This is a genomic window from Paenibacillus sp. Y5S-9 (assembly GCF_036894235.1).
Taxonomy (GTDB): Bacteria; Bacillota; Bacilli; order Paenibacillales; family Paenibacillaceae; genus Paenibacillus.
In genome coordinates, this window is record NZ_CP145887.1 from 2815649 (window position 1) to 2829648 (window position 14000).

Here is a 14000-nt window from a genome sequence, read left to right on the forward strand (position 1 = left end):
AGTTATATATGAGAAATGCATTTGCCAGAATGATAGTGGAGAGGAGTGAGTTGGACGGATGAAAATTACGCTTTTGCCTGATACATACTTTATTGAAAATCTAAGCGTATCTTCATTACAGGATAGAATGTACTGCATATTTGATCTCGAAGGGACAGGCATTAATCCTGTGGTGGAGAGTGTGACTCAATTTGGTGCGATGCATTACCAGAGAGGTCAACAATGCAAGACAACATTTTCTTCACTTGCACGTGCGAACAAACCTATACCAGAACCTGTGGCCAAATTAACAGGCATTTCGAATGAGGATATGTTGGAAGCTCCGTCGTTCGTAGAAGCATTTCAGAATTTTCAGAAATTTATCGGTGATAACGTTCTTGTGACACAAGCCGGATATGAATATGACTTGCCCATCTTGAAGCGGCATTGTGATGAGTATGGTCTCCCGATGTTGACTAACCCGGTGCTGGATACAAAAGCGATGTTTACCTATATTCATCCTGAGATTACCGAGGTCGTCTCAACGGATTTTCTGATTCGGTATTACGATCTGAATACAGATGGAATTCACAGGCACAATGCTTTGGCAGATTGTAGTGTGATCGCTGATATCTTTGAATGTATTCTTAGCGAATATGAGAAACTTCAATTGAATCATTTTACTGCCGACCCCAAGCAGATGATGAAACGTTTCGTTATACCAGAGATGTATCTGACATGATAAGGAACTGGAGGAGAGATCAATGAGCAGAACGGATGTGGAGAAGCTACTGTTGGATCTTAACGAGGGACGGATTCTGACCCAGCAGACATTCGAAGGACTGGATGTGGAAGTTTACCTGGACGAAAGGGATGCCTCTGTATTTGCTGACGAGTGGATGCAAGCTTTTGAACGATGGGCTCGAGTTACAGCGGTGGCTGAAGAAGAGGTGCTGCGCGCATGCAGGGAACAGGCGTTCAAACAGACCTTGGCTCTTACCGGCGAACCTGAGTTAGCGGGGTATGTGAGTGATGATATGGGTTTAATTGGTGCTGCATTGTTACAGGGTACGGCGAACGATTTCTTTGTGGATCAGCTGTTGGAAAGTTATCGTCAAGGCAGGTTGCCCCTGTGATAAGCGGGGGAGGACCAACAGGGTTGTTTTCGTTTGTATAAAAAAACAACATCAAATGTACATTGTGAGTCGGCTGAAGCATGAGTTACAATTCACCTAAGCAATAAATGAGAATGATAATCATTATATGTGAAACATTCTCACGGTTACATCAACAGATCACATAGGGGTGAAGGGTAACATGGTAGGTTTAGTTAAAGGTTTCAAAGGATGGGCGATTACATTACTGCTCATGGGTCTGGTTATTTCAGGATGTAGTACAAATACCGCAACGAATGCGGAACAGACTCCTGCAACTGAAAGTGCAGCTTCTGGAGAAAATACTACTGGAACCGAGACACAGCCTGCGACACGAGTTGTACAGGATGAATTTGGAGATGTGACGATTCCGGTTCAACCACAGCGGATTGCTGGAATATATGTGGAAGATTATCTGAAGGCGCTCGATATTACACCTGTAGTGCAGTGGTATAATCCACTGTGGGGCGTGCAGGATTATTTAGAACTGGATGTTCCGAAATTTGATACTACAGGCAGTATTGAGGCTTTGTTGGAATATAATCCGGATCTTATTATTGTAGATGGTGGAGCGGATGCGGAGAAATATGAGATGTATTCCAAGGTGGCACCGACGTATCGTTTGCCTGAGAGCGTGTTGCAGGATTCGAATCAAATTTTGAAAACCATTGCCGATGTTGTGGGTAAACCGGAAAAGGGTGAAGAAGTTGCTGGGGCATTCGGAGCCAAGGTTGCAGATGCTAAGGCGAAGTTGCAGGAAGCGGTTGGAGACGAGACCGTCGCAGTTGTCCGATTGAATGTTAACGATGACACACTGGCGTTGTTCGGTGTGAAGAATCGGTTCACCGGATTTATTTATTCCGAGCTTGGTCTAACACCTCATCCTCTGGTTAGCAAGATGGAGGAATACCAGGAGATTCTGTCTGAAGAGGCCGTACCGCAACTTGATGCGGATCATCTTATTATTTTCCCTTCCAATGGAGAATGGTCTTCTCCTGAGAACAAGGAAGCCTTGAAGGTACTTGACAGCAAATTGTGGAAATCTCTTCCGGCCGTTAAGAACAATCAGGTTTACATCATGGAAAGAGCACATTGGCAATCAGGTGCGATTACAGCGAATTCGATGAAAATTGATGATCTGTTGGAAAAAATGACTCCATAAGTATTATCCCATAAGAAAGTTCTTCAGCCAGGGTTGAAGAGCTTTCTTTTTTCGTATACACTGTTTTAAATGATAACAATTCTCAGTTAAGGAAGATGAACATGTGCCCCACGATAATACAATGGATTCCCAAGCCCTGGCTATGCACGCTTCAGCATATGGAATACGTAGATCACAACACATCACATATTGATAAACGTTTGCTATACAGAATATCGTCTTCCCACTCTCTATTCGTTGTTACGTCTGGGAAGGGTTCAATGCTTTACTCAGATCGGGAAGTTCATTTGGAAAAAGGAATGATTATGTTTGTTCCGGCTGGAACATCCGTTAAAATAGAAGGTTCTCCTGGGACAGGAAGTGAATTGCAATACTATAAGCTTGATCTAATGGTGGCTGAGTTAAGCGAAGAGAATTCGAACGCTTTGTCTAGAAGAAACACGGAAGAGCAGCAAGAACTTCCCGAAAGTACAGATTCTCCGACAATACTACCTCTTATGCAGCTCAGTTACAGTCCGTGGAGTTCCTGTCTCGAAGCCTTGGAACAAATACTGCGTCAACAGATCACCTGCGATTGGCTAGAGCAATGGGAGCTACAGCTTCGTTTCCATGAGTGGTTCCGTGCTTTGCTTCGCCAGAGTAATCCTGAAACAGAAGCACCCGATGAGCGTGCACGTCTTCAAAATTCAATTCGCTATATTGGCGACCACTATGATCAGACCATAACCGTGGATGAGCTCGCTGCAGATATTGGTCTTACCAGAGCAAGCTATACTCGGCAATTCAAAAAAATTACAGGCAAGCTTCCGCTTGATTATGTGAATACGGTTCGGTTGGAGCGCTCGAAACAACTATTGCAGCTCACGGATGACCGTATCCATGAAATTGCACAAAATGTGGGGTTCAGCAGTGAGTATTATTTTGGTCGCCGTTTCAAGCAATATGCTGGTATTTCACCTGGATTGTACCGCCGTCATCACCGTCAAGAGGTTCGTGTCTTTGCTCCGTATCTGGAAGACTTTGTGTTGGCTCTAGGCGTAAAACCCGTATTGCAATGTTCACATCATTCCTGGGGCAGACAGCAATATTTGGGGTTGGATGATGTACCCGAATTTGATGTGAGCCAGCTGGATGCGCAATTTAATCTGGGCCATGTACCTGATTTTATCATGCTGGATAAGGGATATGATCGATGGAATCTGGACCGCTTTGAGCATGTGGCACCCACATTTTACGTCGATCATCTGGGAGAAGATTGGCGCTCCATTTTGAAATCGACAGCCGATGTATTGGGGAAGGTAAATCGGGTTCAAGATGTAATTGGTGCGTATGAAGACAAGGCATTGGAAGCCAAAGGTCGACTAGCACGTTATATGCGAGGTCAGACAGTAGCGTTTTTGCGCATATCCGCGTCTGACATTACTCTCTATGGGGATCAGCAGGGTTACGTGGGTCCTGTACTTTATCAGGATCTTGGATTGACTCCGCACTCCCGTTTGCAGCAATGGACAAGACACGAACGCAGGGTCTTCATTGGATTGGAGCAGTTAAGTCAGCTTAATGCGGATCACTTGTTGATTACATTTGACACTGGAAATTCTGCTAAACCTGGAGATGAGCGCGAACTGCTTGAAAGGGACGAATGGAAGCGCCTGCCTGCGGTGAAGAGTGGTAATGTGTATGAAGTGGATTTTATGTCGTGGATGAACTACGGTGTGATCTCCCATGGGAAGAAGATTGAGGATATATTGCGGTTTATGGCTTGATAATGAATGGGAGCTAAAACTAACTTCAAACAAGCTGGTTTCAATAATTAAATTAAAATCGAAGAAAATGAAAAAAATACTCTATTAATCGGATTTACTGTATGATATAGGAAAAATGAATTGGAGAATAGACATCCTATGCATAAAAAAATCTGGGCCTCGCTTTTAGTAATAGCTGTTATTGGGATGATTCCTGTTACAGCAATATCGACGACTGCGGTCGCCGAATCGCATGAAATTTCGGGTGAAGATCTTCCTGAAAGCTTAAGATATGATTCTAACCATCCAGATATAATTTATGTGAAGGATTGTGGGGTCTTCGAGAAAGTGGATTCGAGTTTAGTAGATTACGGCGAAGAAGAAGTTGTGTTCGATGATATGCAAAAGGTAACAGATAAGACAAATGTAATTGTTGCTTATGATGCAACTTACATCAAAAAAGGTGAATGGGAATAGCTAATTCATTAGATTTACAATCTGGAAGCGCAAGGAGAGATTTATTCTTCTTGGGCTTTTTTATATCCAATAAAAAAATAAAATTTCAAGAATTTAGCTGAATTTTATAGATGAGCAAGTTTATGTTTAGACACATAAACATATATACACTAAAGTGTGCTTGTACATAAACACTTTAGGAGGATTCATGTGAAAACAACATTTTTTAAGAATATTAGTTTATTTATTGGAGCAATTGTTTTGCTGTTTGTACTTGTACCCAATCAAACTGTGAAAGCTGCGGTAGATTACAGTGGTGGACTGCTTGATGGGAAGAGGTTCTATAACAGTGGAGGATTTACTGAAGGAAATTTAATAGGTACAGAAGCTACTGACAATAATGAGGGAACATTTTTTTCTGTTGATAAGAGTACTCCGGGACCTACAGGAACCTTAGATCATATCTATTATGATTTCGAATCTCCACAGACTGTTATATCTTATCGTTTGAAAGCAGAAAGAAATACAAATATCGTAATTGAACTGTTAGATAGTAAAGGACAGTACGTTAGATATTTTACAGTTAGTACGACCGATGGTTCTTTAGTAACTTTACCTGAGATTGCATCGGGTGTAAGTAAAATTAGTCTAGTTAACACAAACGCCAGTGCACCGTTAAAAGTTTTTGAATTTAATGCATATACTTCTGAACCAGAGCAACCAACCACACCAGAACCTGAAGAACCTACAACTCCGGAACAACCAGAGCAACCATCCACCAACCGTGCTATCTTTGTCGTCACCATGACAACGGGTTTGGAGAAAGAATTCGACCTAAGCATGAAAGAAGTAAATGATTTCATCACCTGGTATGAAGCCAAGCAAGCGGGAAGCGGAAAAGCTTCGTATGCCATCGATAAACACGACAACAACAAAGGGCCATTTAAGAGTCGGAAGGATTATATCCTGTTTGATCGGGTGCTGACGTTTGAGGTAAGTGAATACTAAAAATGTGAAGTTCCTTCAGCTTAGCTGAAGGGGCTTCTTTTTTGTTCACTACGATGAATTAGCGATCTAAATCCATTGACATGTGTTGAGTGTGGCGACGAAGACCTAGCGTTACGAGTAGATAAATACAGGTTAGGACAGCCGATACGGCACTGCTGATCCAGATTCGTTCAAGCCCCGAAAAAGAGGAAAACAGCTGCAGCAAAAATTGAGCGATCCATCCCCCCATTGTGATAAGAGGAAGTGTAATGCCGTGTATACGCTTGTGAATTAAAGTCAGTAGCAGCATGGGACCAAGCATGCATGCATGCAATGATCCGAACAAATACAGGATTTGAATTGGCGTCATCGACACGGAAAGGGAAATGATGGTTGCTATAAACATGGCCATGCAAATGATGATGTTCCGGGTACGTTTTTCACCGGAGTTGGCAAGGTTGAATTGTTCCATACATAATTTCAGAACGGCTTGAAACCGGCTCATATAGGACACCGTGAACATCAGGATTAGACATATAATCAACATCCCAAACAAAACGGGTGAATGGGTTATGGACAATAGCGGATAGATCAGAGACGGTATATTGGCCAGCCCGCCAGAATGAATGGAGACCATCACGAGCAGTAGAAAAGCCATCAGCACGGTCGCATACATCATGCCGGACATCATAAATGCTGGCACAATTTTGGATCGTTCGATGTGAAATAGACGCTGCCAAGTAGCTGGATCAGCAATAACCTGTCCCAGACCAACCAATACACCAGTTGCGATAAAAAGCAGGGCAGAATGGTTGTCGATCACAAGCATATAAGGATGATAGAGACGAATTCCTGAGTAAACCGGGTCAACACCTTGCCGGATAAAATAAAACAAAGGAAACATGATGGCAACGCTGAAAGTCAGAATGACTTGGGGAATAGCCAATGCATAGAGTGTCTGTAATCCAATAAAACCTGCAAGTAAAGAGCAGATGACGATAAAAGCCGTTCGCCCAGCAACTTCGGGAAGACCAAATAATTGATGGAAGAAGAATCCGGACACCATTCCTTGCAGGAGCACCGTTTCCAGAATTAGTATCGCAAATAATCCTGTCATCAAACGAGCCCCTGAAGGTGTCAGTTTGGCTGTCAGCCATTGACTCAGTGTTAATGCATCACCGGAGTGGCTTCTCACATATTTGCCCAGCCATCCAAATAACATCAGCGCGAGGGCTGTCGCGAGAGAGTACCCCAAAGTGCCGTACAAGCCATAACGCATCAATGCTTCAGGTGAATCTACAATGTTGAGCCCGGTGAGCCATCGCCCAAGTAGCGCAATCGCTCCAAGTCCAATCCCCAGTTTGACAGGTGCCGCCAAATTGTCGCGGAAATGATTGTAGCGCATCTTAACTCCTCTTCTCACGGAACTTTTTGGGTGGCATCCCCACATGTTTATGGAATTGTGTGCAGAAGTAGTGCTGGCTGTTAAAGCCACATCGTTCAGCAACGTCTGCAATATTCAAATCTGAATGACGGTGAAGAAGTTGTTTGGCGTACTCCATTCGTAATTGATTCAGATATTCAGAGAAAGAGATACCTACTTCTTCATGGAAGAGTCGGCTCAGATAGGTTGGATTCATGTGAACAGCTGAGGCGAGCCCGGAGAGATTGATTTTTCCTGAAAACTGTTTTTGCATAATCTGGAGTGCTTCCTGAATGACTTTGGACTGCACGGCTGGTGAGTCATTGTGATCAAACTCATGTAATACTTCGAGCAATTCCTGTTCAATGACGGGTTTGGTGATGTAATCCATAACTTTCAGCTTGATCGATTGACGAGCGTATTGAAAGTTGTGGTGTGCAGAGATCATGATAATATGAATTTCGGGGTGAAGACGGCGCAGGTCCTCGGCAACGAGCAGACCGGATTTGCCAGGGAGATTAATATCGAGCAGGGCGAGTTGAATCTGTACTTCTTGTCCAATCGATGTGGCTTGTGTTCCATCGGCAGCTTTGTAGAGACGCCAGAAAGGAAATTGAGGCTGAATTAGAAATTCCAGCTGCTCCAGTTCCAGAGGCTCGTCATCAACCAGCAATACATTCATGATGAAGTCCCCCTATTCGTGATGTATCGTTCTCCGTTATTAATGAGCTTTCAATATCTCTTCTTGGGTATAAGGCCAACTGACCTCAACGACAGCTCCTCCTTGGTGTCCCGCTGTTAAGCGGAGAGAACTCTCCTCACCAAAAAAGATATACAGTCGCTTTCTGATATTTTCCAGTCCATGTCCTTGAATCACTTCATCTGAGGATGTTGGTGTGAGACCCACACCGTTATCGATAACGGTAAGCAACACTTGCTTTTGATTTCGAAGACAACGGATGGTTAACTCGACAGGGCCCATTTTGGGTTCAAGTCCATGTTTGAACGCATTTTCTACAATCGTTTGAAGCACAAAGGGAGGGATGAAAGCATCAAGCACATTCTCATCGTAATCCGTGACAAGTCGCAAGCGTTCACCAAACCGCAGATGCTGAATCTCCAGATAATGACCGGTATAACGAATTTCCTCTTCCAGACGAATCATGGGCTCATCGGTATTGTACTTGAATTTGAGGAATTTGGAGAAAACCTCAAGCGCACCAACAACCTGTTCGGTACGACGTAGTCTGGCCAGACTGAGAATAACGTTGAGGGTGTTAAACATAAAGTGAGGTTGAATCTGTTGACTAAGCTGTACATACAGTGATTTTTGGAACTCTTTCTCCAGCTCGATCTGCCTTGTTTGCATCCGAAGCAAGTCCAGCTGTTTCTCGAAAAAAAACAAAATCAATAGAGCAATCGCCCCCACAATGGGAGCGATTATGAAGATTAGGATGATGAGAGTAAATTGATCAAGATTAATCATGATGGTCCTCCATGCTACATGCTAACATTGGGTGTCTATTGAATCTGATAGAGCCATCCGTAAATCATAAATTATAAAAATATGAAGTTGAAAGAGAAATGTATTGTCATATTAATGTATTTTGGTAAGTGATTCAATAGAAGGAAAGCAATTTGTAAATGGTGCCCAAAAAGGATGCATGATTTTAGGAAATCAGATGGCAGGCAGCCTGATGTCCCTCATGAATGGTGCGTAGTTCGGGAACTTCAGAAGAGCAGCGATCCACTGCAAATGGACAACGTGTATGGAACCGGCATCCACTAGGTGGATGGATGGGAGAAGGGACATCACCGGTTAACTGAATACGCTCTTTTGGCTGATTACGTTTCGTCGATGGAATGGAACTCAGCAGTGCACGTGTATACGGATGTTGCGGGCGATCAAACAGTGATTTTTTATCAGCGATCTCGACGATTGTACCCAAGTACATCACGATCACACGATCAGAGATGTGACGGACCACACCAAGATCATGGGAAATAAACAGATATGTCAGTTGATGTTGTTTCTGAAGTTTTTTAAGCAAATTAATAATCTGAGCCTGAATGGATACATCCAGCGCGGAGACGGCTTCGTCACAGATAATTAATCGAGGCTCCAGTGCAAGTGCTCGAGCGATTCCAATCCGTTGGCGCTGCCCACCGCTAAATTCATGAGGTAAACGATCAATATGCTCCGGACGCAAACCAACATTGTCCATCAGTTCACGGATACGGTCATCTTGTTTGCCGCGAGGGACTACTTTCTGTATTTCCAGTGCTTCCTTCAAAATCTGCCGTACAGTCTGGCGAGGGTTTAAAGAGGCGAAGGGATCTTGAAAAATAATCTGCATATCCTTGCGCATTCGCTTTAACTCAGCTTTATTTAACTCTAGAATGTTTTTGCCCTGAAAATAAATCTCTCCACTCGTAGGGTCATCGAGTCGCAGGATGGAACGTCCTGTTGTTGATTTGCCACAACCTGACTCCCCTACAATGCTGAGCGTTTCACCTGCATAGATTTGAAAACTGATGTCATCCACAGCTTTGACATGGTGAACCACTCTGCCGAGCAGGCCTCCTCGAATCGGAAAGTATTGTTTCAAATGCCTGATATCAGCAAGGACATCAGAGCTCGAAAGTGCCGCAGATTTCATGTCTGTTGCGGACAATGGGGGGTTCACATGGATGCTTGTCATATCACTTTGCTCCCTTCCTGATTCGAGATGTGCGGTTGGCCGCTTACATCACAGTCACTCCATTGATCGTCATACATCCAACAGCGTACCGATTCTTCATCAGAACTTTTCAACAGCTCAGGCTGCGCCATAGAACAGATATCTTTGCGGAAAGCACATCTGGGGGCGAATCGGCACCCTGAAGGCAGATCATAAGGACTCGGAACAGTTCCCGGGATGGCTAACAACTCTTCCTGGTCCTCATCGATCCTTGGCAGTGACTGAAGCAGTCCCTGGGTGTATGGATGTTTGGGGTTATCAAATATGGAATCCACAGAGGCGTATTCAACAATCTGTCCTGCATATAGAACAGCCACGCGGTCACAGGTTTCTGCAACAACACCCAAATCATGTGTGATCAGGATGATGGACATGCCCATACGCTGCTGGAGTTGCTTCATCAGATCAAGAATCTGAGATTGTACAGTTACATCCAGCGCTGTCGTGGGTTCGTCTGCGATTAACAGATCAGGTTGACAAGCCATAGCCATTGCAATCATGACGCGTTGACGCATGCCGCCACTAAGTCGGAAGGGTTCCTGATGCGCGCGTTCTTCAGGGGAAGGTATTCCTACCATGCGCAACAGTTCAACAGCCTTTGCCCAAGCTTCCTTCCGTCCCAGGTTCTCATGCAGCCTGAACACCTCAGCAACTTGTTCTCCGACTGTATAAACAGGGTTCAGCGAGGTCATTGGTTCTTGAAAAATCATGGATATCTCTTTGCCGCGAATGCACCGCATCTGTTCTTCAGACTTGGTCAGCAGATCCTCATTCTTGAACAAAATCTGACCTCCGACCGTTCGTCCCGGCCGACTTAGAAGCTGCATGATGGAGAGAGATGTCATGCTTTTTCCACAACCGGATTCTCCAACCAGACCTAGTGTTTCACCGCGATGTACACTGAAATCAATGCCATCCACAGCTTTGCTAATTCCTTCGTCTGTAAAAAAGTATGTTTGCAGTCCTTGTACTTCCAGCAACTTCTCCTGCGTTACCATAGCCATGCGATTTTCTCCTCCTTAATCCATCTCAATTCTTTTGTTGAAGTACCGGTATAACAGATCCACACCCAGATTCACGAAAACAAAAATGACAGAAGCAACAAGTACGCCTCCTTGTACGACAGGGAGGTCCCTCATACGAATGGCATCAACGATCAATCGGCCCAGACCATTGATAGCAAAAACAGATTCAACCAGAACCGTCCCGCCAAGCAGTGTTCCAAATTGCAATCCGATGACAGTGATTACGGGAATAAGCGCGTTTTTGAGGGCGTGTTTGTATACAATGAGTCTATTTTTCAGACCTTTTGCCCGTGCGGTACGGATGTAGTCCTGATGAATGACATCTAGCATACTGGAACGGGTCATTCGGGCAACGATGGCGGCTCCCGAAGCACCAAGCGTGATAGCAGGTAAGATGACATGTTCCAGGCTTCCCCAGCCGGTAACGGGTAAGAGATGATATTTGACGGAGAAAAAGGAGATTAACATCATGCCCAGCCAGAAGCTGGGGAGTGAGATGCCCAGCAGGGCAACCAGCATAATCAGGCGATCGGCTGTACTATGCTGGCGGGTGGCGGATACAATTCCCGCTATCATACCAAGTACAATCGTGATGACAATACTGGCCAGTGCCAATTGAATGGTGGTGGGCAGGCGAAGCATAATTTCGTCCATTACCGGATGGTCTGAGCGATATGAGGTTCCCAGATCTCCGCGAAACACATCGAGTACATACTGGATGTATTGCAGCGGAAGAGGTCGATCAAGTCCCAGATCATGGCGGATGGCTTGTACCGTTTCTTCAGATGCCCCGTCTCCGGCGATGAGAACGGCAGGGTCTCCGGGGACCATTTGCATAATGAGAAAGACAACCAGAATGACGCCAAATATAACGGGAACGGTCTGAATGAGGCGTCGCACAATGTAAGTCAGCATATAGGATGTTCTCTTCCTTTCATGAGCAAAGTTATTTTAATTTGGGGTCAAGTGCATCACGTAGACCATCACCAAACAGATTGAAGCCAATTACAAGTGTGGAGATGGCGAGGCCGGGGAAAAGAGCCAAGTATGGGGCACTGAACATGTAATCACGTCCACTGCTTAACAGGGCGCCCCATTCTGCGGAAGGAGGCTGAGCACCCAGACCTAGAAAGGAAAGACCTGCTGCGGACAGAATGGCAGTTGCGAGGCGCAACGTAATCTGCACGATTATAGGCGACATAATATTGGGCAATATGTGCACGAGAATGATTCGCAGATCACTTCCGCCAAGCGTGCGTATGGAATCAATGTATTCGAGCTTCCGGACCGTCAGTGTTGAGCCTCTTACAATTCGTGCAAACATGGGAATGGAGAAGACACCAACAGCAATCATGACATTGATCAGGCTTGCTCCCAGTGCACTGACGATAGCCAAAGCGAGCAAAATACCCGGGAAGGCCAGAAGGATATCCATGATTCTCATAATAATGGCATCCATCCAACCGCCGTAGTAACCAGCTATCAGTCCCAGGAGCACACCGAAGATTGCACCAATACTTACAGCAGCAATACCGATTAATAGGGATAAACGTGTTCCGTAGATGATGCGGCTAAGCAGGTCGCGACCCTTATCATCCGTACCCATCCAGTGATCCCAGGAGGGGAGAAGTAATTTGTCAGGCAGATGGATGTTATAAGGATCGTATGGAGCAATCCACGGGGCAAAAAGAGCAACAATAATATAGAAGAGAACAATGAGGCCTCCGGCAGAGGCTAGTTTGTTTGCTGCCATACGGGTAAGAAACTTACGTAGTTGACCAGGTCTTATTACCGTGTGTGGAGCAGCAGGTGTGATCGCAGATTGATTCATAGGAGCCTCCCTTATCGCTTGATATGTTAATAAAACTAACACACAATAGTGAAAAATAAAGGATTTTTACACATGAAGTAAAAATAACGAAAATTTAAGTAAAGATCATGTAAATAAACATGACAATTAATCGCTAGAATGGAATTCAAGGCAGGATTGATAGCCTCCAACTCCAAAACAAAGAATTAAGAAGGGGGAGATGCGAATTGGACTACATGAATTCAACAGACTACTGGCTGCTTAATGTTCAGATTGAACGCCGCTATGTCTATGACGGGGATGCTGTACGGGGTACGGAAACAGAACTTAGTCATGTACAGATTAGAGAAGGGGTGATTGTGCAAGTCATTGCGGCTGACAGGATGAATTCGGTCAACATGGACGGAGAACAGATTCTGGCGGAGCCTGCGTATGATGGCAGAGGAATGTTGATGTTACCTTCATTTACTGAGAAGCATGTTCATCTGGATAAAACGTTGCTGGGCGAACCTTGGCAAGCGGTTATACCCGCCAGCGGGGTGGCCGGCAGATGTGAAATCGAAAAAAGGCTTCTTCCGCAGCTTGTCACACCGCCGTTGCAAAGGGCTGAACTTCTGCTTCAACGTCTGATTGAAGCAGGTTCTACTCATATACGGACCCATATCGATGTGTATCCTGAAGCAGGAACGAAACAACTGGAACCCGTATTGAACTTGTTCCATTCTTATCGTCATCAGATTACACATGAGGTTGTGGCGTTCCCCCAGCATGGTTTATTGCGCTCGGGCAGTAAAGCATTGGTTCGTGAGGCGCTTCAGCAAGGGGCTCATCTGGTCGGCGGGGTTGATCCTGCAACAATGGACACAGATCTGGAGGCGAGTTTGCAGCTGATGGTGGAGCTTGCAGTTGAAGCGGGTGCAGGTATTGACCTGCATCTCCATGATCCGGATTATTTGGGCACCTATACAATGAAGAGATTGGCAAGGTTGACTGTGGAAGCAGGACTGCAGGGAAATGTATCGATCAGTCATGCATTTGCACTTGGTGAAGTCAGTGAGGCAGAAGCGCGATCTACAGCAGATCTGTTGGCAGAGGCGGGAATAACCATCATAACCAGTGCGCCTCATGGTCGAACACTGCCACCTGTGCCTCTGCTGTGGGAGCATGGAGTGAATGTGGAAGCAGGGTGTGACAACATTTATGATACGTGGCAACCCTTCGGAAACGGGGACATTCTGGAACGTGCTTCGAGACTCGCAGAACGGTTTGCCTGGATTGATGAGCGTTCGTTAGCCCGGTCGCTGAGACTGATCACGGGAGGCAGAGAAACACTGGATGCTCAAGGTGAACGGGTGTGGCCTGTTCCGGGTGATTCGGCAGATTGGGTATTGGTCGATGCAAGCTGTGCAGCGGAAGCTGTAGCCCGCAGAGCACCAAGAAAAGCAGTTTTCTCCAAAGGACATCTCATCTGGGATGATCAGACGGGACACCGAATGGTGCATGAGTAAGCCTGTCTGA

At 45.2% G+C, this 14000-nt stretch carries 14 protein-coding genes; 7 read left to right on the plus strand and 7 right to left on the minus strand.

Translation table 11 applies throughout. From position 1 onward, the window contains the following. The first annotated feature begins 58 nt into the window (after positions 1-58). The 6 genes from V6669_RS12765 (at position 59) to V6669_RS12790 (ending at position 5504) form a co-directional block, all read left to right on the plus strand. Complete coding sequence (locus V6669_RS12765) at positions 59-721, plus strand: 3'-5' exonuclease (protein WP_338594132.1); 663 nt, start codon at positions 59-61, stop codon at positions 719-721. 22 nt (positions 722-743) lie between these two features. Beyond that, entirely contained in the window at positions 744-1115 is a 372-nt protein-coding gene (locus V6669_RS12770) for a hypothetical protein (RefSeq protein ID WP_338594134.1), read from the plus strand. 181 nt (positions 1116-1296) lie between these two features. Beyond that, positions 1297-2295 carry an ABC transporter substrate-binding protein gene (locus tag V6669_RS12775; RefSeq protein ID WP_338594136.1) on the plus strand — a complete coding sequence of 333 codons (999 nt, stop codon included), beginning with the start codon at positions 1297-1299 and terminating at the stop codon, positions 2293-2295. Between the two features lie 260 nt (positions 2296-2555). Beyond that, positions 2556-4061, plus strand: coding sequence for an AraC family transcriptional regulator (locus tag V6669_RS12780; RefSeq protein WP_338594138.1), 1506 nt, complete (start codon positions 2556-2558; stop codon positions 4059-4061). 138 nt (positions 4062-4199) lie between these two features. Then, positions 4200-4517 carry a hypothetical protein gene (locus V6669_RS12785; RefSeq protein ID WP_338594139.1) on the plus strand — a complete coding sequence of 106 codons (318 nt, stop codon included), beginning with the start codon at positions 4200-4202 and terminating at the stop codon, positions 4515-4517. Positions 4518-4706: 189 nt separating this feature from the next. After that, positions 4707-5504: a hypothetical protein gene (locus V6669_RS12790; RefSeq protein WP_338594140.1), complete on the plus strand. Its 798-nt coding sequence runs from the start codon at positions 4707-4709 to the stop codon at positions 5502-5504. 58 nt (positions 5505-5562) lie between these two features. Here V6669_RS12790 and V6669_RS12795 read toward each other — a convergent pair whose 3' ends face one another. The 7 genes from V6669_RS12795 to V6669_RS12825 all read right to left on the minus strand — a co-directional run bounded on the left by V6669_RS12795 (position 5563) and on the right by V6669_RS12825 (position 12503). Beyond that, positions 5563-6888, minus strand: coding sequence for a hypothetical protein (locus tag V6669_RS12795; RefSeq protein ID WP_338594142.1), 1326 nt, complete (start codon positions 6886-6888; stop codon positions 5563-5565). Between the two features lies 1 nt (position 6889). Continuing rightward, positions 6890-7588 (minus strand): helix-turn-helix domain-containing protein, encoded by a 699-nt coding sequence (locus V6669_RS12800; protein ID WP_315936121.1) that lies wholly within the window; start codon positions 7586-7588, stop codon positions 6890-6892. A gap of 39 nt (positions 7589-7627) precedes the next feature. After that, on the minus strand, positions 7628-8392 hold the full coding sequence (locus tag V6669_RS12805) for a histidine kinase (RefSeq protein ID WP_338594144.1): 765 nt from the start codon (positions 8390-8392) through the stop codon (positions 7628-7630). A gap of 184 nt (positions 8393-8576) precedes the next feature. Further along, positions 8577-9566 (minus strand): dipeptide ABC transporter ATP-binding protein, encoded by a 990-nt coding sequence (locus tag V6669_RS12810; RefSeq protein ID WP_338594923.1) that lies wholly within the window; start codon positions 9564-9566, stop codon positions 8577-8579. A 38-nt stretch (positions 9567-9604) separates the two neighbouring features. Further along, a complete protein-coding gene (locus V6669_RS12815) occupies positions 9605-10645 on the minus strand; it encodes an ABC transporter ATP-binding protein (protein ID WP_338594924.1) in 1041 nt (346 codons plus the stop codon). Positions 10646-10666: 21 nt separating this feature from the next. Continuing rightward, on the minus strand, positions 10667-11587 hold the full coding sequence (nikB, locus tag V6669_RS12820) for a nickel ABC transporter permease (RefSeq protein ID WP_253434434.1): 921 nt from the start codon (positions 11585-11587) through the stop codon (positions 10667-10669). Between the two features lie 31 nt (positions 11588-11618). Then, the gene (locus V6669_RS12825; RefSeq protein ID WP_074094755.1) at positions 11619-12503 is read right to left on the minus strand and encodes an ABC transporter permease subunit; all 885 of its coding nucleotides are present in this window, start codon (positions 12501-12503) and stop codon (positions 11619-11621) included. Positions 12504-12718: 215 nt separating this feature from the next. Between V6669_RS12825 and V6669_RS12830 the strand changes: the two genes are divergently transcribed. Then, positions 12719-13990 carry an amidohydrolase gene (locus tag V6669_RS12830; protein WP_338594926.1) on the plus strand — a complete coding sequence of 424 codons (1272 nt, stop codon included), beginning with the start codon at positions 12719-12721 and terminating at the stop codon, positions 13988-13990. The last annotated feature ends 10 nt before the right edge of the window (positions 13991-14000 follow it).

Excerpts from the sequence above, each read along its gene's own strand:
- V6669_RS12765 (WP_338594132.1), top strand. The coding sequence starts at position 59 with ATGAAAATTACGCTTTTGCCTGATACATACTTTATTGAAAATCTAAGC.
- V6669_RS12770 (WP_338594134.1), top strand. The coding sequence starts at position 744 with ATGAGCAGAACGGATGTGGAGAAGCTACTGTTGGATCTTAACGAGGGA.
- V6669_RS12775 (WP_338594136.1), top strand. The coding sequence starts at position 1,297 with ATGGTAGGTTTAGTTAAAGGTTTCAAAGGATGGGCGATTACATTACTG.
- V6669_RS12780 (WP_338594138.1), top strand. The coding sequence starts at position 2,556 with ATGCTTTACTCAGATCGGGAAGTTCATTTGGAAAAAGGAATGATTATG.
- V6669_RS12785 (WP_338594139.1), top strand. The coding sequence starts at position 4,200 with ATGCATAAAAAAATCTGGGCCTCGCTTTTAGTAATAGCTGTTATTGGG.
- V6669_RS12795 (WP_338594142.1), bottom strand. The coding sequence starts at position 6,888 with ATGCGCTACAATCATTTCCGCGACAATTTGGCGGCACCTGTCAAACTG.
- V6669_RS12800 (WP_315936121.1), bottom strand. The coding sequence starts at position 7,588 with ATGAATGTATTGCTGGTTGATGACGAGCCTCTGGAACTGGAGCAGCTG.
- V6669_RS12805 (WP_338594144.1), bottom strand. The coding sequence starts at position 8,392 with ATGATTAATCTTGATCAATTTACTCTCATCATCCTAATCTTCATAATC.
- V6669_RS12810 (WP_338594923.1), bottom strand. The coding sequence starts at position 9,566 with ATGAAATCTGCGGCACTTTCGAGCTCTGATGTCCTTGCTGATATCAGG.
- V6669_RS12815 (WP_338594924.1), bottom strand. The coding sequence starts at position 10,645 with ATGGTAACGCAGGAGAAGTTGCTGGAAGTACAAGGACTGCAAACATAC.
- nikB (WP_253434434.1), bottom strand. The coding sequence starts at position 11,587 with ATGCTGACTTACATTGTGCGACGCCTCATTCAGACCGTTCCCGTTATA.
- V6669_RS12825 (WP_074094755.1), bottom strand. The coding sequence starts at position 12,503 with ATGAATCAATCTGCGATCACACCTGCTGCTCCACACACGGTAATAAGA.
- V6669_RS12830 (WP_338594926.1), top strand. The coding sequence starts at position 12,719 with ATGAATTCAACAGACTACTGGCTGCTTAATGTTCAGATTGAACGCCGC.